We start from the raw sequence: 25812 nt of genomic DNA, 5'->3' as shown, positions 1-25812 counted from the left end.
GCGGGGTAGGCAGATTGATCAAAAATCATCCACCCGCCGCGTCAACTAGACTGTAAGTACAAGCCCTGACTCTCGCGGAGGGTCACGTGAACATCCGTTGCTGTGCGCTTGCCCTGTTGCTGCTGAGTGGATCGGTGGTTGCGGCAGATAACCCGTTAACCGCCGCCAGCCCGGTCGGTCTGTGGCTGATCACCCTGGGCATCGCGTTTCTGATCGCCGAAGCCGTGCTGCCCAACTACGGGGTGATTGGTCTGGGTGGCATCGTGATGTTTGTGATCGGTGCATTGATCCTGAGCAACGCCGAACTGCCGGTGCCGATGATGATCGGCCTCGGTCTGGTCAGCGCCCTGTTGCTGATCGCGCTGCTGATCCGCGCCCTGAAAACCCGACCGCGTCGTCCGGTCAGCGGCGATGCCGGCCTGCTCGGCAGTGTCACGGCGGTGACGGTGGTGCAACCGCAAGACAGCCGCAATGGCTGGGTGCAATTACAGGGAGAACGCTGGCAGGTGCTGAGCGCCACGCCGCTGCACACCGGGCAACCGGTGCGCGTGATCCGGCGCAAGGGCCTGTTGCTGCAAGTGGCCGCGACTGACGCGGCACCGCTCGGAGAGTGATCATGGGTCTGCAAATCGGTTTTGTCGCGCTGCTGCTGTTGCTGATCGCCCTGGCCGGCTCGACGTTCCGCATCCTGCGCGAATACGAACGCGGCGTGGTGTTCCAGCTCGGACGCTTCTGGCAGGTCAAGGGGCCGGGGCTGATCCTGCTGATTCCGGTGGTGCAGCAAATGGTCCGGGTCGATCTGCGCACCATCGTCCTCGATGTGCCGCCGCAGGACGTGATTACCCGCGACAACGTGTCGGTGAAGGTCAACGCGGTGCTGTACTTCCGCGTGCTCGATCCGCAGAAAGCGATCATCCAGGTCGAGGATTTCCTCATGGCCACCAGCCAACTGGCCCAGACCACTCTGCGCGCGGTGCTCGGCAAACATGAACTGGATGAACTGCTGGCCGAGCGCGAACGCCTGAACATCGACATCCAGCAAGTGCTCGACGCCCAGACCGACACCTGGGGGATCAAGGTCGCCAACGTCGAGATCAAGCACGTCGACCTCAACGAGTCGATGGTGCGCGCCATCGCCAGGCAGGCCGAAGCCGAGCGGGAACGGCGCGCCAAGGTGATCCACGCCGAAGGCGAATTGCAGGCCTCGGAAAAACTCATGCAGGCCGCCGAAATGCTCGGCCGCCAGCCCGGCGCCATGCAGTTGCGCTACATGCAGACCTTGAGTTCGATTGCCGGCGACAAGAGCTCGACCATCGTCTTTCCGTTACCGATCGAACTGCTCAAGGGGATGGCGGATCTGTCGGCGAAATCGTGAGCGCGCGCAAGCGTTCCAGCGCGGCATAGGGCGCACGGGCGCAATGTTCGACCCGCGCCTGCAACAACGCCGATGCTTCACGGCGCTTGTGTTCGCCATCGACGACAAAGGGTTGTGACGGCTGCTTCGCGTGCTGCGCCGTCGCCGCCAGCGCCTGTTCACACTGCGCGGCACTCAGCCCGAAAAACCTCGCCAGCCGTCCGCTCATCGCCTCGGGCAATTCGCTGTAATTCAGCACCAGCCCGGCAGACTCACGGCAATGCACCCAACCGGCCTCCAGCAAGCGCCCCAGCCGCCGGGCGATGAAATCCTCGCGCCCCTCGAACGGCAAATCATCGTCCAGCACACAATCGCCGAGCGCTCCCGGCACCATGTGCAGGCCGGGACGGCGCAGGTGCGACACGGCGATTTCCAGCGGATCACGATAGACAAACAGCCACGGCGTATCGGGAAAACACTCGCGCAGAAGAGGCCATTCGCCGATGTTCCAGGCGTCGAGTTTGATCACCAGCCGCTGCTCCTGGCCGCGCCGCCGCTGACCGTACGCCGAGAGCAATCCGGCGATGGCCGCGCGGCGTTCTTCGTCCGGCAGATCACTGCGCAGCAAGGCATCAAGGGGCGGCGGCTCCGAGACCACGATGTGATCGTCGAGACGGGCAAGCATCTGACTGATCAGCGTCGAACCGCACCGCGAGGCGTGCAGGATCAAGGCGCTCGGCGGCAGACCCGGACTGAGCGCTTGCCAGTCCATAAGCGCCGACAAGGGTGTTTGCCGGCGGAACGCCTGATTGAACGGCAGACGCAACGCGTCTTCGACAGCTTCACGAAAGAACGGCTGATGCAGCGGGGTGTCGCCGAACCAGCACCAGTCGACCTGCCATTGCCCGGCGGTTTTCCAGACGCGAATCGGCAACCAGCCGTCGAAATTCACAGGCGCCATTGCTCGTTCCATGACCGACGACCGTTACGCATCGCCGCCAGCAGTTCTTCACGGGAAAAGTGCAGGCCGCGTTCAGCGGCCAACGCCAGCGTATGGACAGTAAAGGCTTCGGGGTCGTGCACTGCCTGCAACGTCGCGGACAACATCGGATCCGTGACCAGCAACCGTTGAAAACGCTGCAACGCCGTCTCCACGCCATCAGGCAGCGGAGTACTCGGCAACCCGTCAACGATCATCTGCGCAAGCCATGGCGCGGGGTGGCAATCGAGCACCAGATGAACCCGTGCCGTGCAGTCGCGATTGTCGACCCGATGCGGTCGGGCGAGATCGAGAAACCAGCATTCCCCCGCCGTCATCGGCATCCGCTGACCGTCGAGCCAGAAATCCACGGCGGGCGGGCTGAGAAGCGGAATGTGCAGGCGCAAATCGGCGTCCGCACCCTCAAGATCGTAGTCGCGATGCTCATGGATCTGCCCGCCCGGCCCCAGTCGTAAAAGCCGCGCGCTGACGATCTCCAGCGGCAGATCACGCAGGGCCTGCTGCCAGCGACCATCATTCAGCCAAGGGGCGCGCTGGACGGGTTCGGCGCTGCCGGGGGACAGTTCGGTCAGCGCATCGGCGGCGGAAATCAGCGCCACGCCGCTCCAGTCGCCGGCGAAATAAGCGGTGTTGAAATGGCCGCGCCAGGCAGCGTCGTCAATCGCCGACAGCGCCTGCAACAGCAACGGCAGGTCCACCGTCACCGGCAACCGCGAGAACGCCGGTCGGCTCATACCTTGGGCAACACCGCTGTTTCGCCGAGCCAGGTCAGCAACCGGTCCAGACAGGCGTCGACCGTCAGCGTGCCGGTGTCGAGCACCAGCGAAGCCTGGGCCGGCGCCTCGTAAGGCGCCGACACACCCGTGAACCCGGCCAGCTCGCCGCGTCGGGCCCGGGCGTAATGCCCTTTCGGATCGCGCTGCTCGCACACCGCCAGCGCAGCGCTGCACCAGACCTCGCGATAGTCCTCACCCAAACGGCGGGCAAACACTTCGCGCAGTTCCGCCAGCGGGGCGATCATCGCCAGAATCACGATCTGCCCGTTCTCCACCAGCAACGCCGCCAGCTCACTGGCGCGGCGAATGTTTTCCAGGCGATCGGCATCGGTAAAACCCAGGTCGCGGTTGAGCCCGACGCGCAAGCCGTCGCCATCGAGCACCACGCTTTGCAGACCACGACTGAACAACTCGGCGTGTAACGCCTGGGCAAGGGTCGATTTGCCCGCCGCCGGCAAGCCGGTCAGCAGCATCGCCGTGCCGCGATGGCCGTTGCGGGCCTCGCGTTGGGTACGGCTGATGCTGGCGGTCGGCGCCAGCACGTCACTGCGCGGAGGCATGGGCCACCGGCAGCGAAATATCCCCCGAGGCCCACGCCGCTTCGCGGTTGGCCAGCGCCGTGGCGATCGACTGGACTTCGGTCGATTGCACCTGATCCGGCAGCGGATCGAGGCCGGCGCTGGCGAAGATCTGGCCGTAGGCATTGCGCAGATCGGCGTAGGACAGGTCACGACGCAGATCGGCCTGCAAGGTATTGAGCTCGCCCTGAATCAGGTCCAGCTCACCAATGCCGTCCGCCTGACGACGGTTACGCAACTGACCGACGATTTGCCCGTCGATGTCCGACAGTTGCTGGTTGGTCTTGAACTGGCGCAGCGCCTCCTGATAGTTGGCGTTGGCCACGTAGAGCTGCGCCAGCACTGCAATCGACATCGCCTGACGCCGTGCGGTGGCGACTTCTTCACCGGCCTTGGCCACGTCGATGGCCGCCGGGGCGGAGATCACGTTGAACAGGTTCCAGGTGACCTTCACGCCGTAGTCGGCCCAGCCCTGTTCGACCAGGAACGAGTTGCTGTCGTAATGCCCGCCGGCGGAAAACTCCAGGCCCGGCAGCAGTCGCAGCATGGCCTTGCGGGTTTCGGCGGCGCTGATCCGGGTCTGGTAATCCTGTTCGCGCAGTTCCGGACGACTGGTCAGGGCTTCCTGCTCGAGTTTGGTCAGGTCGACCTTGAGTTCCGGGATCTGATAACCGTCATCGGTGGCCAAAGTCAGGTTGGTGCCCAGCGGCAGGTTGATCAGGGTCGCCAGTTCGGTTTTCGCCAGCGACAGCGCGCGGCGTTGTTCTTCCAGTTGTCGGGTCGCCTCGATCAACGATCGCTGGTAGCCGAGCGACTGCACCGGATCGCCGATGCGTTGCTCGCTCATGCTTTCGCTGTTGCGGCGGGCGGTGTCGACCCGCGCCATCAGGCTGTCGATCTGTTTGAGCAGACGTTCGGCGGCCATCGCCCGCCAATAGGCCGAGCGCACGTCCTGAACGATGGTGTTGATCACCTTGCGTCGGCGCTCCTGAACAATCAGCCGCTGGTCGCCTTGCTGCTTGGCGCTGATATAACTGACGCCGAAATCGAGGACGTTCCAGACCATGGTCAGGTCGGCGACTTCGCGGTCGCGATCCTGAGAGGTCGACGGTTCCAGGGACTGGGTGCCGGTACGCACGCTCTGGCTGCTGGAGGCGCTGACGTTGTTGCGCCCGACGTAACCGGCGTCCAGCGCCATGCGCGGCAGCATGTCGAAACTGGCGAGGTCGAGCTGCCGCTTGGCCAGCGCTTCCTCCATGATTTTCAAGCGGCCTTCGAGGTTGTACTTCACCGCACGAGCCATGGCCTGGTGCAGGGTCAGCGGACCGCTCAGCGGTTCCTGGCCCTTGTACATGCTTTGCAGGTCGGCCCGGGCCCGTTGTTCACTGACACTGCGTTCGATCGGTTCACTGGTTACTGCACATCCGCTGATCGCCAGCGCCAGCAGGCTGGCGCCGAACAACTTCTGACTTTTCTTCATCCCTGGATCGCCCCTAGGTCCCGCACATATGTGAATTGTTGTGTGTTGTCAGGCCGGCATTTCGCTGATGCCGACCTGTTGCAGTGCCGCTGCCAGGTTGTCGACCCGGTGCTGCTCGCTGTCCTTGATCTGTTGCAGTTGCTGGCCCAGGGTCGGCGCGCCGAATACGCCGCGCAGGCCCTGGGAAATATCGCCGCCCTTGATCGACTGGCTGCCGAAGGCGTTCAGCGAATCGCGCTCGGCGCTGCTGTCCTGATTGAACAGGCTCGACAGCGTGCTGCTGCCGAACACCCCGCCATCGCCGCCGCCGAATCCGAGGAAGCCATGGCCGGAACTGTCACCGCCGTTGTCACTGCTGGTGAAGACCTGGGCAATGAAGCTTGGGCTCAGCGCACCGCGGTTGATGAAGATATCCCCCAGCGGACGGATGCCGTTGCCGATCACCCGTTGCTCGAACAACGGCGCGAAAGTCAGCGGTGAACCGAGGTCGCCGGTGGGCGGCGTGAAAACGATCGGTTGCAGCGGAACGTTCGGCGGTGGCGGCGGTACGACCGGATCGCTGCTGCGGAACTCCGGATCCGGCGTCACCACGATCAGCGCAGAAGTGGGTGTCACAGGAGGCACCGTGTTGATCACGTAATTGCCGGAACTGCTGACGCCACTGCCGCTGTTGCCGGAAAGGTCGCTGACCCCGGCCGTGTTGAGGCTGATCGCGTTACTGGTGCTGTTGACGTTGGCGTTTGGCGTCAGGGTCGCGGTCCAGGTCTTGCCGCCGTCGCTGCTGCTCAGGTTGGACAAGGTGCCGTTGGCCACGCTGAGGTCCGACAGGTCGAAACCGCTCACCGCTTCGTTGAAGGTGATGATCACTTGCGAGGTCTGGCCGACGCCCAGGTTTGGATTGGCGATCACCACCGTGGCGGTCGGCCGTTCGCTGTCGAGGGCGTAGTTGTTCGATACCGCCACCGTGCTGCCGGCGTTGCCTGCAAGGTCGGTGACATTGCTGGTGTCCAGCGCGATGAAGTTGCTCGGGTCGGTGACATTCGCGGTCGGCGTGAAGGTCGCGGTCCAGGTCTTGCCGCCGTCGCTGCTGCTCAGATTGCTCAGATCCCCGTTGGTCACGCTCAGGTCGGACAGGTCGAAATTGCTCACTGCCTCGCTGAAGGTGAAGGTCACGGTGGTGGTCTGGCCGATGCCCAAATGTGGGTTGGCGACCACAATGCTCACCGTCGGCCGGGTGGCGTCGAGGATGTAGTTGTTGGAGATGGCGATGCTCGCGCCGAGGTTGCCGGCCAGGTCCTGGACGCCGCCGGTGTCGATCAGGATCAGGTTGGTCGGATCGTTGACGTTGGCTGTCGGCGTGAAGGTCGCGGTCCAGGTCACGCCGCCGTCGCTGCTGGCCAGGTTCGACAACGAACCGTTGGCGACACTGATGTCGCCCAGATCGAACCCGATCACCGCTTCGCTGAAGGTGATGGTGACGGTGGTGGTTTCACCGATACCGAGGCGGTTGTCCGCAACCACAATGGTGGCGGTTGGCAGCGCGGTGTCGATGGCAAAGTTGTTGGAGTCCGTGCTGCCGATACCGCTGTTGCCTGAGACGTTGGTCACGCCGGCATTGTTCAGGCTGATCAGGTTGGTGGCGTCAGTGACATTGGCCGTCGGGGTGAATGTCGCGGTCCAGGTGATACCGCCGTCGCTGCTGCTGACGTTGCTCAATGTGCCGTTGGCGATGGTCAGGTCGCTGTTGTCGAAGCCGCTCACCGCTTCGTTGAAGGTGATGGTCACCAGCGAGGTTTCCCCGGCCTTGAGCGAAGTGTCGGCCACGACGATGGTGGCGGTCGGCACCTGGGTCTGCACCTGATAGTTGGCCGAACTGGTGGTGCCGGTGCCGGTGTTGCCGGCCAGGTCGGCGATGCCGGTATTGTTCAGGACAATCAGGTTGGTGAGATCGGTCACACCGATGTTCGGCGTGAAGGTGGCCGTCCAGGTGATACCGCCGTCGCTCGACGAAACATTGCTCAGGGTGCCGTTGGCGACGCTCAGATCGGCGTTGTCGAAACCGGTCACGGCCTCGCTGAAGGTGATGGTCACCAGCGCTGTTTCACCGGGGCGCAAATCGCTGTCGCTCATCACAATCGTGGCTGTCGGGCGCTGACTGTCGACCGCGTAGTTGTTGGAGTCGGTCGTGCCGCTGCCGGCGTTGCCCGCCAGGTCGGTGATGCCGGTGTTGTCCAGGGTGATCAGGTTGGTGGTGTCGGTGATCCCCGCCGCTGGCGTGAAGGTCGCCGTCCAGGTGATACCGCCGTCACTGCTGCTGACTGCACTCAATGTACCGTTGGCGATGGTCAGGTCGGCGTTGGTGAAACCGGTCACCGCTTCGCTGAAGGTGATGGTCACCAGCGAGGTCTGGCCGACGCCCAGTGCGGTATCGGCGACCACGATGGTTGCGGTCGGGCGCTGGGTATCGATGGCGTAGTTGTTGGAATTCGTGGTGCCGACACCGGCGTTGCCGGACAGGTTCTGGACACCGCTGTTGTCCAGGGTGATCACATTGGTGGTGTCGGTGATGTTGCTGGTCGGCGTGAAGGTCGCGGTCCAGGTAATGCCGCCGTCGCTGCTGCTGACCGCACTCAACGTGCCGTTGGCGATCGTCAGGTCGGCGTTGGTGAAACCGGTCACCGCTTCGCTGAAGGTGATGGTCACCAGCGACGTTTCGCCGATCTTCAGACTGGAGTCGGACACGATGATGGTCGCGGTCGGCACCAGGGTGTCGATGGTGTAGTTGTTGGAATTGGTCGTGCCACTGCCGGCATTGCCGGCCAGATCGGCGATGCCGGTATTGGCCAGCGTGATCACGTTGGTCGCGTCGTTGACGCCCAGGTTCGGCGTGAAGGTCGCCGTCCAGGTGATGCCGCCGTCGCTGCTGCTCACCGCCGTCAGCGTGCCGTTGGCAATCGTCAGGTCGGCGTTGGTGAAACCGCTGACCGCTTCGCTGAAGGTGATGGTCACCAGCGAGGTTTCGCCGGCAGTGAGGTTACTGTCGGCGACCACGATGGTCGCGGTTGGCCGCACCGTATCAATCGCATAATTGTTGGAATCGGTGGTGCCGCTGCCGGCGTTGCCCGCCAGGTCGGCAACGCCGGTGTTGTCCAGGGTGATGAGGTTGGTGGTGTCGTTGATACTGGCGCTCGGCGTGAACGTCGCCGTCCAGGTGATGCCACCGTCGCTGCTGCTGACCGCACTCAACGTGCCGTTGGCGACAGTCAGGTCGGCGTTGGTGAAACCGCTGACCGCTTCGCTGAAGGTGATGGTCACCAGCGAGGTTTCACCGATCCGCAGGTTGTTGTCGGCCACCACGATGGTCGCGGTCGGGCGCACGGTATCGATGGCGTAGTTGTTGGAGTCGGTGGTTCCGCTGCCGGTGTTGCCGTTCAGGTCTGCAATGCCGGTATTGTTCAGCGTGATCAGGTTGGTCGCGTCGGTGATGCTGGCGGTCGGTGTGAACGTCGCCGTCCAGGTGATGCCGCCATCGCTGCTGCTGACCGCCGTCAATGTGCCGTTGGCAATGGTCAGGTCGGCGTTGGTGAAACCGGTCACCGCTTCGCTGAAAGTGATGGTCACCACCGAGGTTTCGCCGATCCGCAGGCTGCTGTCGGCCACCACGATGGTTGCGGTCGGGCGCGCAGTGTCGATGGCGTAGTTGTTGGAGTTGGTAGTGCCGCTGCCGGCGTTGCCGGCCAGATCGACGACCCCGGTGTTGTCCAGGGTGATCAGGTTGGTGGTGTCGGTGATGTTGGTGGTCGGCGTGAGCGTGGCGGTCCAGGTGATGCCGCCATCGCTGCTGCTCAGGCCGGTCAGCGTACCGTTGGCCACCGTCAGGTCGGCGGTGGTGAAACCGCTGACCGCTTCACTGAAGGTGATGGTCACCTGCGAGGTTTCGCCCGCCGCCAGATTGCTGTCGGCGACGACAATGGTCGCGGTCGGGCGCGCCGTATCGATCACGTAGTTGGTCGAATCGGTGGTGCCGCTGCCGGCGTTGCCGGCCAGATCGGCAATACCGGTGTTATCCAGAGTGATGACGTTGGTGGTGTCGGTGATACTGGCGCTCGGCGTGAACGTCGCCGTCCAGGTGATGCCGCCGTCGCTGCTGCTCACGGCGCTCAGCGTACCGTTGGCGATGGTCAGGTCGGCGTTGGTGAAACCGGTCACCGCTTCGCTGAAGGTAAAAGTCACCGTCGAGGTATCGCCGATCTTCAACGCCGTATCGGACATCGCGATGGTCACGGTCGGCCGTACGGTATCGATCGCATAGTTGGTGGAGTTGGTTGTGCCGACGCCCGCCACGCCGTCGCTGATTGCGGTCACTCCGGTGTTGTCGAGGGTGATCAGGTTGGTGGCATCGGTGATGTTGTTGGTCGGGGTGAAGGTCGCCGTCCAGGTAATGCCGCCGTCGCTGCTGCTGACCGCTGTCAGCGTGCCGTTGGCAATGGTCAGGTCGGCGTTGGTGAAACCGGTGACCGCCCGACTGAAAGTGATGGTCACCAGCGAGGTTTCGCCGATTTTCAGCGCTGTGTCCGACATCACGATGGTCGCGGTCGGCGGTTCCACATAAGCGGTGTTGAGGGTGCCGCCATTGTTGTAGATCGCCGCAACGGCGGTCGGTGACGTTCCGTTCGTGCCGCCGCCCAATGCCACACCACCGGCACCGCTGCCGGCGGCGTTGCCGCTGATGGTGGCGAAGTTGGCGGCGGTGATCAGCACCGTGCCGCCCTGGTTCCAGATCGCGCCGACGCCGCGTCCGCCGTCGCCGCCGTTCTGGTTGTTGCTGCCCAGGCCACTGCCACCGCCGCCACCGCCGCCCGCACCGATGTTATTGCTGATGACCGACGTGCCGACGATTTTCAGGGTCCCGGTAGAAGCGTTGTAAATACCGCCGGCGGCGTTACCGCCCGCGCCGCCGACCTTGTCCCACCCCGAGCCACCACCGCCGCCACCGATGGATATCGTGCCGTTGCTGGCCGTGCCGCCGTTGCCGCCGTTGCTGTAGTTGTAAGTACCCAGCCCACCAGCACCGCCAGTGCTGGAGCCTCCACGCCCGCCCATGTGCGTTGCATCGAAGCCGCCGCCATAACCACCGACCCCGCCACTACCGGCCTGACCACCATAAGTACCAATCCCCGGTCCGGTAGAACCGCCGTGACCGCCACCCTGTCCACCGAGGCCGCCACCGCCACCGCCAGCACCGCCGGAGTACGCACCGGTAACACCGCCACCGCCACCACCACCGGCCGCCGCGTTACCGGTAACCGAAACATTGTTCAGCGTGAGAATGCCGGCGTTGAAGATCCCGCCGCCCATGGCGCCGGTGGCGCTATTGCCACCATTGCCGCCGTTGCCGGAGACGAGGCCCCGGGTAATGACCAAACCATCCAGGGTCACCGTGCTGCCGGAGGTGATTTCCACTACCCGCGTCCGGTATTGGCCATCGAGCGTGACGTCGGCAACCCCGTCGTTGTTCAGGTCGCCATCGACGGTGATGTTCTTGTTGATCAGCAATTCGGACGTGAGCTGCACCGTCATGCCGGAGCTGAAGGTCACGATGTCGCCGTTCTGCGCCGACGCAATAGCCGCGCGCAGCGAGCCGACCCCGGTGTTGGCATTGTTGGTGGCGGTCCAGGTGGCGAGGCCCCACTGGTATTCGCTCATCGCTTTGGTCGACAGCACGTTGGCACTTTCGATAGAGCCGGTGGCGATCTCCAGGTCCCAGTCGCCGCCCACGCCGGTGCGGTTGCTGGAGGCGGCCACGTCGCGCCCGGTCAGTTGCGCCAGCGAGTCGACGAAACTCAGCCCACGGTCACCCTCGGCGGTGTAGCAGCCGTAGATCAGGATGTCGCCGCCCACGTTCATGTCCTTGCCGATCTCCGCCAGGATCGCGCTGCGCTGGGCGACGTTGTCGGCCGACAGATAACTGTTGCCCAGCCACAGGTCGCCGGCATTGCCGTGGGCAATGATCTGCACCGAGCTCACGCCCTGATGCTGATCGAGATAATCGGCGATCTGCTGCAAGCCGTCCTTGCCCGCATCGAGCTTGACCACTTGCGTGCCGGGCGCCACGCCCTTGAGCAGGCTGTCGGCATCCTTGACCCGGGAATCGACGAACACCACGCTCTGCCCCGGCACCGCGACCGGACTGGCAGCAGGCGTGGCATCGGCCTGGCCGTGGGTGTCCTTGCTGGCGCTCGGGTGGTCGGCGGCCGGCGCTTTCGCGGCATCGGCGGTGGCATGGCTGTCAGCCTGGGCGGCGGTGTCGGCCACGGTGGCCGCAACGGCGCCGTCGAACAGCATGCGCGGTTCCAGCGACATGATCATGGGCGCCGCCAGCGTCCGTTGGCCCTCGGTAACCCGCGACTTTTGCTTGCTCCACCACATGTTGCTCACCCGGACTCGAACACAGTTGTTGATGCATCAATGAAAAACGCCGCGATCAGCTGATCGCGGCGTCGGACTTCATACGAATCACATTGGCAGCGCTGGCCGAGCCATCGAGCCAAAAGGACAGATCGGCGTATTGCTTGAACAGGTCCGGCGGCAGAATCGTGCGCCGCGACTGCAAGGCGACCTTGGGTTTGACCTTGTGCAGGCCGGCCACGCCCAGGGCCTGGTCGAACTCCGGCGCGTCATAGGCCAGATGCTCGAAATCGTGCTCGAACCAGGGTTCGCCGATGAAATCGTAGACCAACCGCAGTACGCGCTCCGGGGCCTGGGTCAGCAGGTCGTAATCGACGATCAGAAGCGACTCGGCGTGCTCGCCGTAATAGGCTTCCTTGAGCGCTGCCCAGGCAAAACCCACCAGACGGTTGCGTTGGGCCAGGGTTTCGCAGCGGCTGTAAACGGTGTTGCGCTCGACCGCATCGCCGAACAGCTTGGTGTTTTCGAAAGGATTGGCGCGGTACAGCCGCTCCAGGCTGTCCATCACCCAGGCGACGTTGCGCACACAGGCGATGACCTTGGCTTTGGGAAACAGATCATTGATCGCCGGCAGGCGCGAGCTCCACTGGCGGTTGGTGTCGAAGACCACCGGTTTGTCGGCCTTGTCGGCGTAATAGGAATCGAACAGGCCGCGCAACAGGCGGCGGCGCATGTCGGTGTCGATCACCGCGCCGAATTCGCTGCCGGCGCTGCATTGTTCAAGGACACCGGAAAACAGTGCGCCGACCGGGCTGGTCATGCCGGCATGGAAGCGCGGATTCTGCAGAAGGATCGCAGAAAGGAGGGTCGAACCTGAGCGCGGCAAGCCGGAGATAAAGTGGAACTGCTGCAATCCCTTCACCTTATTTGTAAGTCCTTTTGTCTGACGAGCGTAATCCAACAATACCCTTTCGACTACTAGTGTTTTGATATCAAAACAGAGCAAAACAGACTTAAAAATTCATTTTTTATCGCGAATAAAATGGTGAAGCGTTTAAGTCAGTTTTCTTCCGGTCCATTGGGCAGAGGTAACGAAAAAAGTCGCGCTTTCGCGCCACCCGCCTGGACCTGATCCCGCAACTGCCAGGTCGCAGGCAAGGGCAGGAATGGATCCGGCACCTCCGCATCCAGGTCACTGATCAACCAGACCCGGGCACTGCCCTGTGGCAATTCGCTCAGTCGATCCAGGTAAACGCCATCGGATACCAGCGTGCCGAAACCGTAGTGGTTCGGACGCGTGGAGCGGCCCTCGGCGGTGGGCGGCGTAAACAGCCGGACTTGAGCGTCAGTGCGGTTGTAATAGACGTAACTGAGGTACCAGAGCATGTCGCTGATGACGATCCGGTCGCCGCTGGCGAAGTGGCGATTGACGTAATCGACCATGACGTCGAACTGGTCGTTGCGGTCGACCGTGGCGTTGGCGTTCACCCCGATCATCTCGACCCCGACCAGCGACAGCAGCACCGCGACCGCCAGCACGCGCACGCTGGTGTAGAGGCGGTCGATGGCCAGCGCTGCCAGCATCGGCAGCCCCAGCGCGTAGGCGGTCAGATAACGCTCGACGAACACCGGCGTGACGAAAGACACGGCGAACACCAGCAACAACGGCACGCCGGTGTAGAGCGCCAGCAGGACGCTGCCATGGCTCACGCTGCGATCCCGGGCGACGGCGACAGCCGCCAGCACCAGCAAGGCCAGCGGCACACCGCCGAACAGCAACAACGGAAGCTGCTCGCCCTCATCCTGGATCAGCCAGAGCCAGATCATCGACGGCAGCGAAGACAGGGTCACCGGGTCTTCCCAGCCCACATCGCCGCCAGCCTTGAGGGCGTCCATGTGTTGCAGCAGTTCAAGCAGGTTCGGCAGCCACGGCAGGTAGAGCACGACGATGGCCAGATTGGCCAGCCACCAGTCCTTGCGCTGGAGATGCTTCAGGCGAAAACCCGGCAACAGCCGGATCAGCCCCAGATACAGCCAATGGCTCAGCGCCGCGAGCACGGCGAAATAATGGGTGTACAACGCAGCGGTCATCAACAGCGCGTAGATCAGCAGATAGCGGTGACGCTGCGGGCGCCGGATCCATTTGACCAGCACCAGCGTCGCGCCGACCAGCAGCAAGCCAAGCAACGCGTACATGCGCACTTCCTGACTGTAGCGCACCGCCGTCGGCAGCAGCGCCAGCAATACCCCGGCGATTATCGCGGCGCGGCGGGTAGCCAGCCGGTCGACCAGACTCACACCGAGCCCGACCGTGGCGATGCCGGCCAGTGCACTGAAACTGCGAATGGCCAGGATGCCGTCGCCGAACATCCCGATCCAGCCGTGCAACAGCATGAAGTACAGCGGCGGATGCACGTCGAACGCGGCGTGCGTCCAGATCCCGTCCAGCGAATAGCGCGCCAGCAGCAGGCTCGAACCTTCATCGCCCCAGATCGCGGCAGCCGTCAGGTCATAAAAACGCACCACGGTTGCCAGCAGCAAGATCGGTATCAACCAGTGCTGGCGCGCCCAGCGCAACAGTCGTCGGACACCGGCATTTGGTGCGGCGAACGGATCCTGGGTATCCCCCAGCGGCGTCTCGCGAAGGAACTCCATCAACCTCCCCTCAGCGTTTTTGCGAACACAATTGCGTCATCAACTGCGAACACTTTAGGCCAGCGCCGAAGTCGATGCGCGGATACGACGACGTCCGGCAAGTCCGTCGATCCGGGTCTACGCTAGGGCTTGGCGTGACCTGCCCGCGCAAAAGGAAGGAGTCAGCAAAACGTTTCTACCGGCCCGACAACAAGGGCGAACGCGCGGCGCGCCGACCACACAACAGAAGGATGAGGAACCATGGAAGTCTTTATGGGTACGATTCAACCGTTCGCCTTCAACTTTGCCCCCAGTGGCTGGGCCTTGTGCAACGGGCAAATCCTGAGCATCTCGCAATACCAGGCGCTGTTCGCCTTGCTGGGCACTTACTACGGCGGCAATGGCACGACCAACTTTCAACTGCCCAACCTGCAAGGTCGCGTGCCTGTCGCACAAGGCAATGGCCTGGGTCTGACACCGCGCGTCATCGGTCAGGTGTACGGCACCGAAAACGTCACTGCCACCATCGCCAACATGCCCAACCACACTCATGCCATGACCGGCCTCACCGCCAACACGGCCTTGTCGCTGGCCGTACCTGCCAGCAATCCGGCGACCGTGCCGACCGCCACCAACTCGTACCTCGGCGCGTCCGGCGGCGGCCCGGGCTCGGCGAACATTTACTCTGACGCCCAAGGCGCCACGCCGGTGCCACTCAAGGGTATGACCACCACCGTCACCGGTGACATTTCCTCCACCGGCGGCAGTCAGCCACTGCCGATCCTGAACCCGGCCCTGGTCCTCAACTTCAGCGTTGCCCTCAACGGCCTGTTCCCGTCGCGCAACTGAACAAACGCCGGGGGCTTCACAGCCCCCGGCCGTTCTTTTTTTCACTGGAGTCAGACCATGCTGCAAACGGTTCAGATTCAACACGTCCAGCCGTTGCTCGGACAGCAACGCACGCTGCACCTGCCCGATGGCACGGCATTGCCGATTCAGATCGAGCACCTTGATGAGGTTCCGGCGGCAAAAACCCGCTACAGCGAACGGATGCCCTTCTGCCTCGAGTTCAACAGCCTGGTGCCCACCGAATTCGTCGACGGTTTATGCGCGCTGGAACTGCCGGAGCTCGGCCGGGTGGAGGATATTTTCGTGTCGCGGGTGCCGGCGATGGGGCGGGATCCGCAGTTGGGTTATTTCTGCATTTCCTTCAACTGAAACCCCGACTCACTGCGGGTACCACACCAACCGCTCTGCCGCCGGATTGCGCTCTTCCACGGCAAACCCCAGCGCCAGGTAATGCTGGCGCGCATGGGGGTTGTTGGCCCAGACCACCGTCGCCACCGGGCAGCGCACTTGCTGCGCGGCTTTTTGCACGCCTTGCAGCACGGTTCGTCCGTAACCCTTGCTCCGGGCCTGGGGAATGAAGGCGAGGTACAACACGCGAATTTCATTGACGCCGAAATCGGTGCTGAGTGCACCGATGGCGGTGCCGAGTTTTTCTACGATGTAGTGCATGGCGTCGGGATGGTTTTCACCCATGCCCTGCTCCTGCACCTGAAACTGCTGGGCAACGATTTGCTGCACCTGTTCCTGCTCGCCGTCGATCCACTGCAGATCCGGCCGCGCCGACTGATACAGGCTTTGCAGAAACGGCCCGTCAGTCGCCCGCGAAGGCCGCACCACCAATCCGTCCGCCGCCAGGTTGTCCGTCATCTTCATGCTCCCTAGAAACCGCTTTCCCTGACCCCCAACGCCGCCATTCGGCGCCAGGCCACACCGAGCACCGATTCGCCGCTGCCCTGCAACACCACCACGCCGCGCAGCGGCTGCACCGGGGTCGGTGCCTGATCCAGCGTAGTCAAACGCACGCCGTATTGCGCCTGCACCGGTTCCGCCCGTTGCTGCTGATCGCGGCGCACGGCAATCGGTCCGTGGTGATCGGAGGTCAGCGCCTCCTGATCGACATAAGCCACACCGTTGGTGTCGATTTCATTGAGTTGCACCGCGATGGCGGCATGCATCGGGTCGTCGGCGATAAACCGCCCGGTGGCCCCGGGCTTGACCCGCCACAGTTCGGCTTCGGCCAGATAACCGCGCAGTCGCGTGCCGTCCTCGACCACCCGCGCCAGCGCATCCTTGCTCGACAGCCAGCGGCCCGGCGTCAGATTCGGCAGCAGGTCACGCACGGTGCCGGCATGGGGCGCACGTAACAGCAGACGTTCGCGTTGGGCGGTCAGGCCGCGATACTCCGCCACCGCTTCGGCGAGACGCTGCTCGACGATGCCGGCATCGGCAGCGGTTTCACTGCGGCCGGCCTGCCGACGCATCAGCAATTGCTGGATGCGGATTTCCCGGCGGACGATGGCCTGCCGCGAATCGAGGTCCGGCGATTCCAGTTCGATCAGCACGTCGCCCTGAGCAACGGTCTGACCATCCGTGACCTTCACGGCTTTGACCCGCGCCGCTGTCGGCGCATGCAAGGCACTGGCGCGGCCGCCCTCGAGCATCGTCGGCAACTCGACCGAGCTGCGCCACGGCACGACCAGCACCAGCAACAAACCGAGTACCGCCAGGCTGCTGAGCAGCACGCGGGGGCCGTGAGCCTGTTCGCGGCGGCTCCACCACTGGCGCCACTCACTCATGATCGGCAGAAAGATGAACCACACCAGTTCCACCAGCATCAGGAAGATCCCCAACACCTTGAAGAACAGGTGATAGACCGCCAGCGCGATCCCGAAAAACAACGCCGCACGCCATAACCACGAGCCATACCCCCAGATCAGCAAACGCCGCTGCATCGTCGGCGACCAAGGCTCCGGCGCCGGTGCGCCATAGCCGAACAGAAATTCCCGCAGCCGCCAGCGACACAGGGCAAAGGCCCGGCCTTGGAGGTTGTCGACTTCCCACAAGTCGCTGAGCAAAAAGTAACCATCGAAGCGCATGAACGGGTTGAGATTGACCACCAGCGTGGTGATCCACGTCGCGCTGGCGAGCATGAACGCCGCCGTGCGACCGGGCCCGTCCGGCAGGAACGACCAGGCCAGCAGCGCAAGGCTCGCCAGCAGCAATTCCGCCAGCACGCCACCGGCACCGATCAGCAGTCGCGCGCGTCGGTCATTGACCCGCCAGGCATCGCTGACATCGGTGTAGAACATCGGCAGCAGGACCATGAATGCCACGCCCATGCTCTGCACCCGACACCCGGCGCGCTTGGCCATGAACGCATGACCGAACTCGTGACACAACTTGGCGAAAAACAGCGCGATGCCGAACGCGATCGCGCCACCGAGGCTGAACAGGTGCGGAAAAGTGCCAACGAACCGCTGCCAGTCCCGCGACACCAGAAACACCCCGAGCGCCAGCGTCGCCGGCAGACCATAACGCAACATCTTCGGACCGAAGCGCTCCAGCCACGGCCAGGCACGGTTGAGAAAAGCGTCCGGGCGCCACAGTGGAATGCGGAAGAACAGGTATTGATGCAGCAGGATTTTCCACAGGCTCTGGCGTTGCACGAGGGCCTTGAGCCGATAGCTGGCGCGCTGCTGTTCGTCGAGTGCGCTGATCAGGTCATGTCCGCGCAGGAACTCCAGCAGTTGCGCCAGCTCGCTGGCGTCGAGAGGCAGCCCAGGTTCACGGTTGGCGGCGCGCAGCACTTGTTCGGGATCGCCCAGCGACCAGTGGCGCAACAGGCGCATCGCCGCCGCACCAAGTTTGAAGTAGCGCCCGCGCACCGGGTCGGCCAGGGTCCAGCGCGGCGAACCGTCCAGTGCCGGCGCCGCGGGCGACAATTGCAGGTCGGCACGCAGGCTCGGCAGAGTCATTTACAGGCCCACGCTCTGGCGCAGCCCGGCGAGCGGACGCCGCAGCAGGTACAGGGCCAGCGGCGCGCGGTCGCCGAATATTTTGGCGGTGCCGCGCAGGCCGATACGCGGCGGGGCGTCGGCAAAACCGGCGTCCAGCCGATAGGCCAATTGGCCGCCGGCGGTGGGCTGCGCCTCGTAGGCCGAACGTTCGAGGGTGGCGAGGTGGCGCTGCAACGGGTCGCTGTCGAGAAACAGCGCGACTTCGGCGCCCGGCTCCAGCGAGATCGCATCGCCCACGGCCAGCTCGATACGCAGTTCGGCCTGGCTCGGGTCGGCGATCTCCATCAGCCGTTCGCCAGTCTGCACCGGTTTGCCGGTCCAGCGCTCGGCATCGGCGAACACCGCAATGCCATCGCGCTCGGCGCGCACTTCGCTGCGGTTGAGCAGTTCGCGGGCGTAGTCGCGTTCGGCGCGTTTCTGTTCGACGCGGGCGGCCAGCAGATCGACCCGGGAGCTGGATTCGGCATCAACAAACGAGCGCTGGGAATTGGCTTTGAGCTCCGCTTCGGCAACCCCGAGCGCACGCTCGGCGACATCGGCCTGAGCCTTCAGCGTCGTGCTTTCAAAGCGCAGCAGCAGGTCGCCGGTTTTCACGCTCTGGTTGGGTTTGACCAGAAACTCGGCGATCACCCCGTCCAGCGGCGCGGCGACAACGCGCCCGCCCTGAGGTACCACTTCGGCGGGTGCCAGCACCGACTGACGCACCGGGATCAACAGCCCGAGCAGCAACACGGCGACCAGCGCCACCTGACGTTTGCGGGTCCAGCGCAGCCGCCACGGCTTGCGCGGTTGCAACGCCAGCCAGGCATGACTGTAGGTGTCGCCCAGCTGCGACAGCAGCACTTGTTCAGAAGGATTCCACGGCAGATCACGGGCCAGCCACAAACCGCCAAACACCTGACCCTGTCGGTCGATCAGCGGCAGCCAGAACACTTGCATGGCCGACAGACTGCGCCAGTCGGCCTGAATCGATTCGCCGACCATTTCCGGCGGGATCACCCGCGCCTGTTTCAGCACATCCTGCTTGAACAGTTGTGCCACGGCCTGCTCGACGAACGCCACGAACGGCGCATTCGGCTCCACTGCGCTGACCCCGGTCACCGCCCGCACCTTGCCGGCGATCAGCAGCGCCGCATGGCGAAAACCGAACAGCGACTGGCCGTCATTGACCAGGCTGTAGGCCAGTTGCGAAATGTCATGGGCGGCGCGGGTCTGCCGTTCAAGATCGAGAAACCGCGCGAACACCTGCTCGGCGGCGCCGCTCACCGGGGCGTTCACTTAAGCTCCGGGAAGCGTGCGGTGCCGCTCATGCCGGCAAGCAAGCCTTTGGCGTCGGGGAGTGTTGCGACCAGCAACAGGGTCTGACTGCCTTCGTCGATCCGCGCACCGAGGCGTTTGACCGTGGCGTCGATCGGCTGACCGGTTTCGTCGGGCACGAAGCTGAACGACTGACCGGGCTTGAGCCTGGCCATCCAGCGCGACGGCACCAGCAGATGGATTTCCAGGGTGCGATTGTCGACCACATCGAGCAGCGGCGCCCCGGCCGGCACGCTTTCATAACGCTTTACCTTGCGCTCGACCACTTGCCCATCGAAGGGCGCGACCACGCTGCAGCGTTTGACCTGGACTTGATAAACCTGAGATTGCGCCTGAGTTTCGCTGACCTTGGCTTCGGCCCGGGCCACTTCGAAACGCCCGACGGAATTGAGCGCCGCCAGTTGCCGGTTGTGCGCCAACTCTTCACTGGCGCCACGGCTGGCGGCCTGCGCAGCATTCAACTGAGCCTGATAGGCCGAACAGTCGAAACGCGCCAGAGTATCGCCCTTCTTGAACGACTCGCCCTCGCTGAACGGCAACTCGACAATCCGCCCCGACAACTCGCTGGCCAGGGTCGCCTGATCCCTCGCTCGCAACACACCGCGCGCTTCACTGCTGGCCGATGCATTCGCGGCCCCGCCGTTATCCAGCAGCGGATCGTCTGGCGCGGGCGTTTGAGCCTGAACTGCACACGTAACAAAGGACAACCCGACAACCCAACCTCGAAAACGCCGCATAACCGTTACTCCCTGACGGATGCTCGGAGTCTACGACAGCGGCAATTAGCGTCAAGCGAAAGGCCATCATTCGTCTTGAGGTGGGCGCTTTCGTCGCTTACAAACTTTAGGGAAGTTTCCTACGCGTCTTTCCAAAGGGCCGTTATTGCCGATTTATCGTTCGTTGCTTACTCTCACCGCACTCAACCCCGTACGTAGCGATTTAGTTCGCTGGCAGTTGGGGTCAAAGAAACCGGCTTCGGCCGGTTTTTTTATTTTGTACTTATGCCCTCAACGCTGCGCCATCTCCCCCACCGGATACACCGACTCCCATCCCCCACCCAACGCCCGATACAGGCCGACCATCGCCAGTGAAACGCCGGTGGAGCTTTCCACCCATTGTTCCTGGGTGGCGAGCAGTGCGCCTTGCACGGTGAGGACGTTGACGAAGTCGACCACGCCTTCGACATATTGCTGTTGCGCGGTGCGCAGGGCGATCTGGTTCTGGCGCACGGCTTCGGCGAGGCTGTCGCGCCGGCGCTGGCTGGCGTTGTAGGCGGTCAATTGGTCGTCGATTTCGTGCCAGGCACGCAGGACGGTCTGTTGATAACCGATCGCCGCTTCCTGCTGCTGGGCCTCACGCAGTTGCAGCACGCCGCGCAAGCGGCCGCCGTCGAACAGCGGCAGGCTGAATTGCGGGCCGATGCCGAAGGCGCGTGAGCCCCAGGAACCGAAGTCGCTGAGTTGCATGGCCTGCGAACCGAGATTGCCGGACAGGGTGATGCGCGGATAGAAATCGCCCTTGGCCACGCCGATATTGGCGGTGGCGGCGTGCAACCGGGCTTCGGCCTGGCGGATGTCCGGGCGGCGCTCGGCCAGTTGCGACGGCAAGCCGATGGCGACAGTCAGTGGCGACTGTGGCACTGGGGCATCTGTGGATAACGCTTTGGACAGAGCCTGCGGCGGTTCACCCATCAACAGACTGATGGCGTTGATCAGTTGCGCCTGACGTTGCTCCAGTGCCGGCAGCCGCGATTCGATGGCCGCCACTTGTGCGGCCGCTTCGGCGACGTCGAGATCGGTGGCCACGCCGTCGTTGAGGCGCAGTTGCGAGAGTTTCAGGCTGTGCCGCGCCACATCGAGATTCTGCTCGGTGACCGCGCGGGTGTTTTGCACGCCGCGCAACTGGATGTAGTTCTGCGCGGTGTCCGCGAGTACCGCCAGCAGCACGCCGCGACGGTCGTTTTCCGCGACCTCGAGGTTGGCATCGGCGGCTTCGGTTTCCCGGCGCACACGGCCCCAGAAATCCAGTTCCCAAGAGGCGGAGAAACCGGCATCCCACAGGTTGAACGCAGAATCGCCATTGTGCCCGGACGGATCGTTCAGGCCTTCGCCGCTGTTGCGTTTGCGAGCGTAGCTGCCGGTGGCGGCAGTCGTTGGATAACGATCGGCGGTGATCACCTGACGGGCCGCGCGGCTTTGTTGCAGGCGGCTGCTGGCCAGTTGCAGGTCAAGGTTGCTGCGCAAGGCGCGCTGGGTCAGGGCCGACAGTTGCGCGTCGTGAAAGACTTCCCACCAGCGCTCGTTCAACGGTTCGCTGACAGTCTTGCTGACGGCGGTTTTCGACGGTTTTGCCCACTCGGCAATCCGCGTGGCTTCGGGCTTCTGAAAATCCGGGCCGACGGTGCAGGCCGCCAACGCCGAGAGACTCAGGGCCACGGTCATGGACTGAAGGTGCTTCATCGCTGCGTCACCTCACGAATCGACGTCGCCGGGCTTTTGGTATCAATGCTCGCCTCCACCGACATTCCCACCCGCAAGCGTTCGGCCAGCGGCTGGCCAGGCTCCAGCAGGATTTTCACCGGAATCCGCTGCACGACTTTGGTGAAGTTGCCGGTGGCGTTGTCCGGTTTGACCGCCGCGAAGGTCACGCCGGTGGCCGGAGCGATGCTCTCGACGCGGCCGGTGAGGGCTTCGCCGCCGAGGCTGTCGACCCGCACGACAACGTCCTGCCCCGGCCGCACATCAGTCAGTTGAGTTTCCTGGAAGTTGGCGACCACATAGGCCTGCTTCAGCGGCACCACCGCCAGCAACTTGCTGCCCGGCGTCACATAGGCGCCGACCCGCACCGCGCGTTCGCCGATCATGCCGTCCTGAGGCGCGGTGATGCGCGTGTATGACAGCTCGAAACTGGCGATTTCCAGCGCGGCCTGAGCGTGTTTCAAACTGCCTTCGGCGGCATCGCGCTGCGCCGTCAGAATCTCGACCTGCTTACGTTCCGCCGCCAGTTTTGCCGTGGCCGTGTCCAGACGCGCAGAAGCCTGATCGATCCGGGTGCGCGCCTGTTGCGCGTTCTGCACGGTGCCGGCACCGACGCCGGCGAGGTGGTTGTAGCGGTTCAATTCCTGCTGGGCGAAAGCCATTTCAGCCTTGGCCGACACCACCGACGCCTGCGCCTGAGCGATCACCGAGGTCTGGCGCTCCAGCGTGGCCTTGGCGTTCTGCAGTTGAGCACGGGCGACAAGGGTTTGCGCATCGGCGGCCTCTGCAGCGGCGCGCAGGTCGCGGTCATCGATCAGCGCCAGCAACTGGCCGGCCTTGACCTGTTGGTTGTCTTCCACCAGCACTTCTTTGATGAACCCCGCCACACGCGGCACCACCAGAGTGAAGTCGGCGGAGACAAAGGCATCATTGGTGTTCTGTTGAGTGCGCTTGCCGAACAGACCGGGCATCGCCAGATACACCAGCACACCGACCGCCAGCGCAGCGGCCACAGCCACCGCGAGTTTTTGCTTTGCTTGAGTCGTCATAAGAACCTTCTATTTCAGTCAGGTCGGCGCGCGCGGCGGGAAGATCCGCGTCGGCAGCCAGAAAATCAGCAGGATCAGCGCCACCGCGACGCCAGCCATGCACAGGTAAAGATCCGAAGACGTCAGCACCACCGCCTGTTCATGCAGGCGATGAGCGAGGCCGGGGTCATTGCTGGCGGCCAGCGGCGAATTGCCGAGGCGATCGACCAGCATCGTCGAGTGAAAATGCAGGCGCGAAGTGGTCAGCGCCTCGATCACGCCGGTGGCGACCACCGCCGCCAGGCCTTTCACGGTGTTGAACCACGCCGAAGCGAAAGGCCCGTCCTGCGGCTGGATGCTGCCGGTCGACAGCATCAGCAATGGCAGCACTGCCATCGGCTGGCCGAAAATCTGCAGCCATTGCAGGACGTAGAAATCGTCGCGAATCCACACCGAAGTCAGCTGCGAGCCGCCCAGGCAGGAGAGCGTCAACATGCTCAAACCGATGCCGAGCACCCAGCGGCAATCGACCCAACGCAGGTTGCACAGCGCCGCCACCAGCGGCAGCGCGATCAGTTGCGGCAACGCCGCCAGCAGCATGATCGGCGCGGTCTGCACCGGCCGGTAACCCTGCACCTGCGCCAGATAACTCGATGGAATCAGCACCACCGCCAACAGCACCACCAGCACGCCGGCCAAGGTCATCAGCGCGAACGACAGGTTGCGAATGCCGAGCATCTGCAACTTGAAAAACGGAATCGGCTGCGACCATTCATTGATCAGAAACGCCACCAGCAACAGCGAACCGGCGCCGAGCAAAGCGCAGATCAGATTCGACTCGAACCAGTCCAGACGATTGCCCTGCAACAGGCCGATCACCAGCATGCAGATCGCCGGAAAGCCCAGCAGCAGGCCTTTCCAGTTGAACGACTTGAGCCGCTCCAAGCGCAGTGGATCCTGTGGAATGCCCCAGGCAACCATCGCCATGGCAATCAGGCACGGCACGATGATTTGCCAGAAAGTCCACTGCCAGCCGACGTATTCAGTCCACAACCCGGCCAGCGGCGTACCAAGGCCTGGGCCGAAGGTGGCGGTCAGGGCATAACCGGCCAGACCGTAAAGCTTGATGTTGGCCGGCAGAAACCGCAGCGCAACGGTCATCAACATTGGCGGCAACGCGCCGCCAGCCAGGCCTTGCAGGATGCGCATCAGCAGCAGGCTTTCGTAGTTCGGGGCGAACGGGCAGAGCACCCCGAGCAGGGTGAACACGCCAATGGCGCACAGGGTGAAGCGACGCAGGGAAAAGGTCACCGAGCACCACGGCGCGAACGCCATGGCCGCCACCGACATCGCGGTGTAGCCGGCGACCAGCCAGGTGCCTTCGTCGTAGCCGATGCTCAGGGCGCCGCGAATGTCGGCCAGGGCGACCTTGGTCACCATCTCGTTGAGACCCGACACCAGCACCGCCAGCAGCACGCCGACCAGACCAATGATGATCCGCGCCCCGAACACCGGTGGCGCGGCGGCCATCGGAGCGGCAGCGGCAATCGGCGCCGTAACCGTCAGGGATGTCATGCAGGCAAACTCCGGAGGGAAAAATACCGGAGCATGGTAGTAGGGCTTAGTGCTGACGAAAATTGACTTCTCGGCAGTTTATAAGTGCATCAGACGCAACTCTCAGGGCTGCGCCGCCAGCCAAGTTTCATCGCAGCAGGTCTTGAGGGTTTCGCGCAGCCAGCGATGGGCCGGATCCTTGTCGAAACGCGGGTGCCAGGCCTGGGTCAGCATCAGCGTCGGCAGCGGGATCGGCAGATCGAATGAGCGCAGCTTCAAACCCAGCCGTCGCACGCTGAGCAGCGCTTCCTTGGGCACCGGCAGGATCAGGTCGGAATCCGGCAGCGCGAACATTGCCGCGTGGAAACTCGGCGCGATCACTGCGACTCGCCGCTCCAGGCCCAGGGCATTCAACGCGGTGTCGATAGGCCCCCGGGCAATGCCCCGGCGGGACATGCTGATGTGGGAAAACCCGGCGTACCGCTCGGCGGTGATCTCGCCATCCAGCAGCGGATGGTCCTCGCGCACCAGCCCGACGAAGTGGGTGGAAAACAGGTTCTGTATTTTGACTTCCGGGGTCACCGGGCGGGTGTTGCTCACGCTCAGGTCGATCCGCCCTTCGCGCAAGGCTTCATCGTCGCCGTCACCTTCGGGAACGAAGCGCAATTCGCAGTGCGGCGCCAATTGATCGAGGGTGTCGAACAGTTTGCCGCCGTACACGCCGACGAAAAAATCGTTGGCGCGAATGCTGAAGCGCCGGCGCAACGTGCCCAGTTCAACGGCATCCGCCGAGCGAAACAGCAGCGCCGCCTGCTCGACCACATCGCGCACCTGCTCGCGCAACTCCAGAGCCTTGGGCGTAGGCACCAAACCGCGTCCGGCACGCACCAGAACCGGATCGCCAATGGCTTCGCGAATCCGCGTCAGCGTACGGCTCATGGCCGCCGGGCTGAGGTTCATCCGCCGTGCGGCACCGACCACGCTGCCTTCGTCGAGCAAGGCGTCGAGGGCGACCAACAGGTTCATGTCCGGGAGTTGCATGCTGAGCACTCATGACCGATCAGGATTGATTCGCACGCAATGCTAGCAGATCAGAAAATCAGCGCTGCACGCCCCAGTGTCGTGCGGCGCGCCGATTGGTCGGCAGGTACGCCGAGGATGACTTTATAGCTATAAGAAGCGGAATTTAAATACCGCTAACAAATAACCATATGGCGATTGCTTAGGAATGGACCGGATGGTGAGTGACCATTTTTGTCACTTACTGACAGGTATGTGGTGTTCAACCTGACGCATCGCTGGCAAGCCCGCTCTCACAGAATTCTTTGGTGAGCACACGA

19 protein-coding genes are annotated in these 25812 nt (G+C 63.6%); 4 read left to right on the top strand and 15 right to left on the bottom strand.

Annotation, left to right across the window (positions count from 1 at the left end; genetic code table 11):
• Positions 1–86: 86 nt before the first annotated feature.
• Positions 87–614, top strand: coding sequence for an NfeD family protein (locus tag CAF79_RS11995; protein WP_085697942.1), 528 nt, complete (start codon positions 87–89; stop codon positions 612–614).
• Between the two features lie 2 nt (positions 615–616).
• Positions 617–1375, top strand: a complete 759-nt coding sequence (locus CAF79_RS11990; RefSeq protein ID WP_085684328.1) for a slipin family protein — start codon at positions 617–619, stop codon at positions 1373–1375.
• Here the strand turns inward: CAF79_RS11990 and CAF79_RS11985 are convergent.
• The 7 genes from CAF79_RS11985 to CAF79_RS11955 all read right to left on the bottom strand — a co-directional run bounded on the left by CAF79_RS11985 (position 1341) and on the right by CAF79_RS11955 (position 14251).
• Positions 1341–2315: a sulfotransferase family protein gene (locus tag CAF79_RS11985; RefSeq protein WP_085697941.1), complete on the bottom strand. Its 975-nt coding sequence runs from the start codon at positions 2313–2315 to the stop codon at positions 1341–1343. The two genes, CAF79_RS11990 and CAF79_RS11985, sit on opposite strands and share 35 nt — an antisense overlap.
• Positions 2303–3088 carry an aspartyl/asparaginyl beta-hydroxylase domain-containing protein gene (locus CAF79_RS11980; protein WP_085697940.1) on the bottom strand — a complete coding sequence of 262 codons (786 nt, stop codon included), beginning with the start codon at positions 3086–3088 and terminating at the stop codon, positions 2303–2305. The genes CAF79_RS11985 and CAF79_RS11980 overlap by 13 nt, the downstream gene beginning before the upstream one ends.
• Entirely contained in the window at positions 3085–3690 is a 606-nt protein-coding gene (gene cysC / locus CAF79_RS11975; protein ID WP_085697939.1) for an adenylyl-sulfate kinase, read from the bottom strand. The genes CAF79_RS11980 and cysC overlap by 4 nt, the downstream gene beginning before the upstream one ends.
• Entirely contained in the window at positions 3674–5188 is a 1515-nt protein-coding gene (locus CAF79_RS11970; RefSeq protein WP_085697938.1) for a TolC family protein, read from the bottom strand. Before CAF79_RS11970 ends, cysC begins: the two co-directional genes overlap by 17 nt.
• 48 nt (positions 5189–5236) lie before the next feature.
• A complete protein-coding gene (locus CAF79_RS11965; protein WP_371917920.1) occupies positions 5237–11557 on the bottom strand; it encodes an Ig-like domain-containing protein in 6321 nt (2106 codons plus the stop codon).
• 115 nt (positions 11558–11672) lie between these two features.
• Entirely contained in the window at positions 11673–12518 is an 846-nt protein-coding gene (locus CAF79_RS11960; RefSeq protein ID WP_085697936.1) for a sulfotransferase, read from the bottom strand.
• A gap of 137 nt (positions 12519–12655) precedes the next feature.
• Positions 12656–14251 carry a glycosyltransferase family 39 protein gene (locus CAF79_RS11955; RefSeq protein ID WP_085697935.1) on the bottom strand — a complete coding sequence of 532 codons (1596 nt, stop codon included), beginning with the start codon at positions 14249–14251 and terminating at the stop codon, positions 12656–12658.
• Positions 14252–14491: 240 nt separating this feature from the next.
• Here CAF79_RS11955 and CAF79_RS11950 point away from each other — a divergent pair, with 240 nt between their 5' ends.
• Together CAF79_RS11950 and CAF79_RS11945 are read left to right on the top strand one after the other, a co-directional pair.
• Entirely contained in the window at positions 14492–15079 is a 588-nt protein-coding gene (locus tag CAF79_RS11950) for a phage tail protein (RefSeq protein WP_085697934.1), read from the top strand.
• Between the two features lie 57 nt (positions 15080–15136).
• On the top strand, positions 15137–15448 hold the full coding sequence (locus tag CAF79_RS11945) for a hypothetical protein (RefSeq protein ID WP_085697933.1): 312 nt from the start codon (positions 15137–15139) through the stop codon (positions 15446–15448).
• Between the two features lie 9 nt (positions 15449–15457).
• On the opposite strand, the gene CAF79_RS11940 is transcribed toward CAF79_RS11945, so the two are convergent.
• The 8 genes from CAF79_RS11940 to CAF79_RS11905 all read right to left on the bottom strand — a co-directional run bounded on the left by CAF79_RS11940 (position 15458) and on the right by CAF79_RS11905 (position 25513).
• Positions 15458–15946: a GNAT family N-acetyltransferase gene (locus CAF79_RS11940; protein ID WP_371917919.1), complete on the bottom strand. Its 489-nt coding sequence runs from the start codon at positions 15944–15946 to the stop codon at positions 15458–15460.
• An 11-nt stretch (positions 15947–15957) separates the two neighbouring features.
• Positions 15958–18054 (bottom strand): biotin/lipoyl-binding protein, encoded by a 2097-nt coding sequence (locus tag CAF79_RS11935; RefSeq protein ID WP_085697931.1) that lies wholly within the window; start codon positions 18052–18054, stop codon positions 15958–15960.
• Positions 18055–19374 (bottom strand): efflux RND transporter periplasmic adaptor subunit, encoded by a 1320-nt coding sequence (locus CAF79_RS11930; RefSeq protein ID WP_085697930.1) that lies wholly within the window; start codon positions 19372–19374, stop codon positions 18055–18057.
• Entirely contained in the window at positions 19371–20150 is a 780-nt protein-coding gene (locus CAF79_RS11925; RefSeq protein ID WP_085697929.1) for an efflux RND transporter periplasmic adaptor subunit, read from the bottom strand. Before CAF79_RS11925 ends, CAF79_RS11930 begins: the two co-directional genes overlap by 4 nt.
• 270 nt (positions 20151–20420) lie before the next feature.
• Positions 20421–21872: an efflux transporter outer membrane subunit gene (locus tag CAF79_RS11920; RefSeq protein WP_085697928.1), complete on the bottom strand. Its 1452-nt coding sequence runs from the start codon at positions 21870–21872 to the stop codon at positions 20421–20423.
• Positions 21869–22939: an HlyD family secretion protein gene (locus CAF79_RS11915; protein ID WP_085697927.1), complete on the bottom strand. Its 1071-nt coding sequence runs from the start codon at positions 22937–22939 to the stop codon at positions 21869–21871. The genes CAF79_RS11920 and CAF79_RS11915 overlap by 4 nt, the downstream gene beginning before the upstream one ends.
• Positions 22940–22957: 18 nt before the next feature.
• The gene (locus CAF79_RS11910) at positions 22958–24493 is read right to left on the bottom strand and encodes an MFS transporter (protein WP_085697926.1); all 1536 of its coding nucleotides are present in this window, start codon (positions 24491–24493) and stop codon (positions 22958–22960) included.
• A 102-nt stretch (positions 24494–24595) separates the two neighbouring features.
• Positions 24596–25513, bottom strand: coding sequence for a LysR family transcriptional regulator (locus CAF79_RS11905; protein ID WP_085697925.1), 918 nt, complete (start codon positions 25511–25513; stop codon positions 24596–24598).
• Positions 25514–25812 lie beyond the last annotated feature (299 nt).

Source organism: Pseudomonas sp. B26(2017) (genome assembly GCF_002113045.1).
GTDB lineage: Bacteria > Pseudomonadota > Gammaproteobacteria > Pseudomonadales > Pseudomonadaceae > Aquipseudomonas.
The sequence above is the reverse complement of the archived record's forward strand: the minus strand, read 5'-3'. Positions and strand labels throughout refer to the sequence as shown.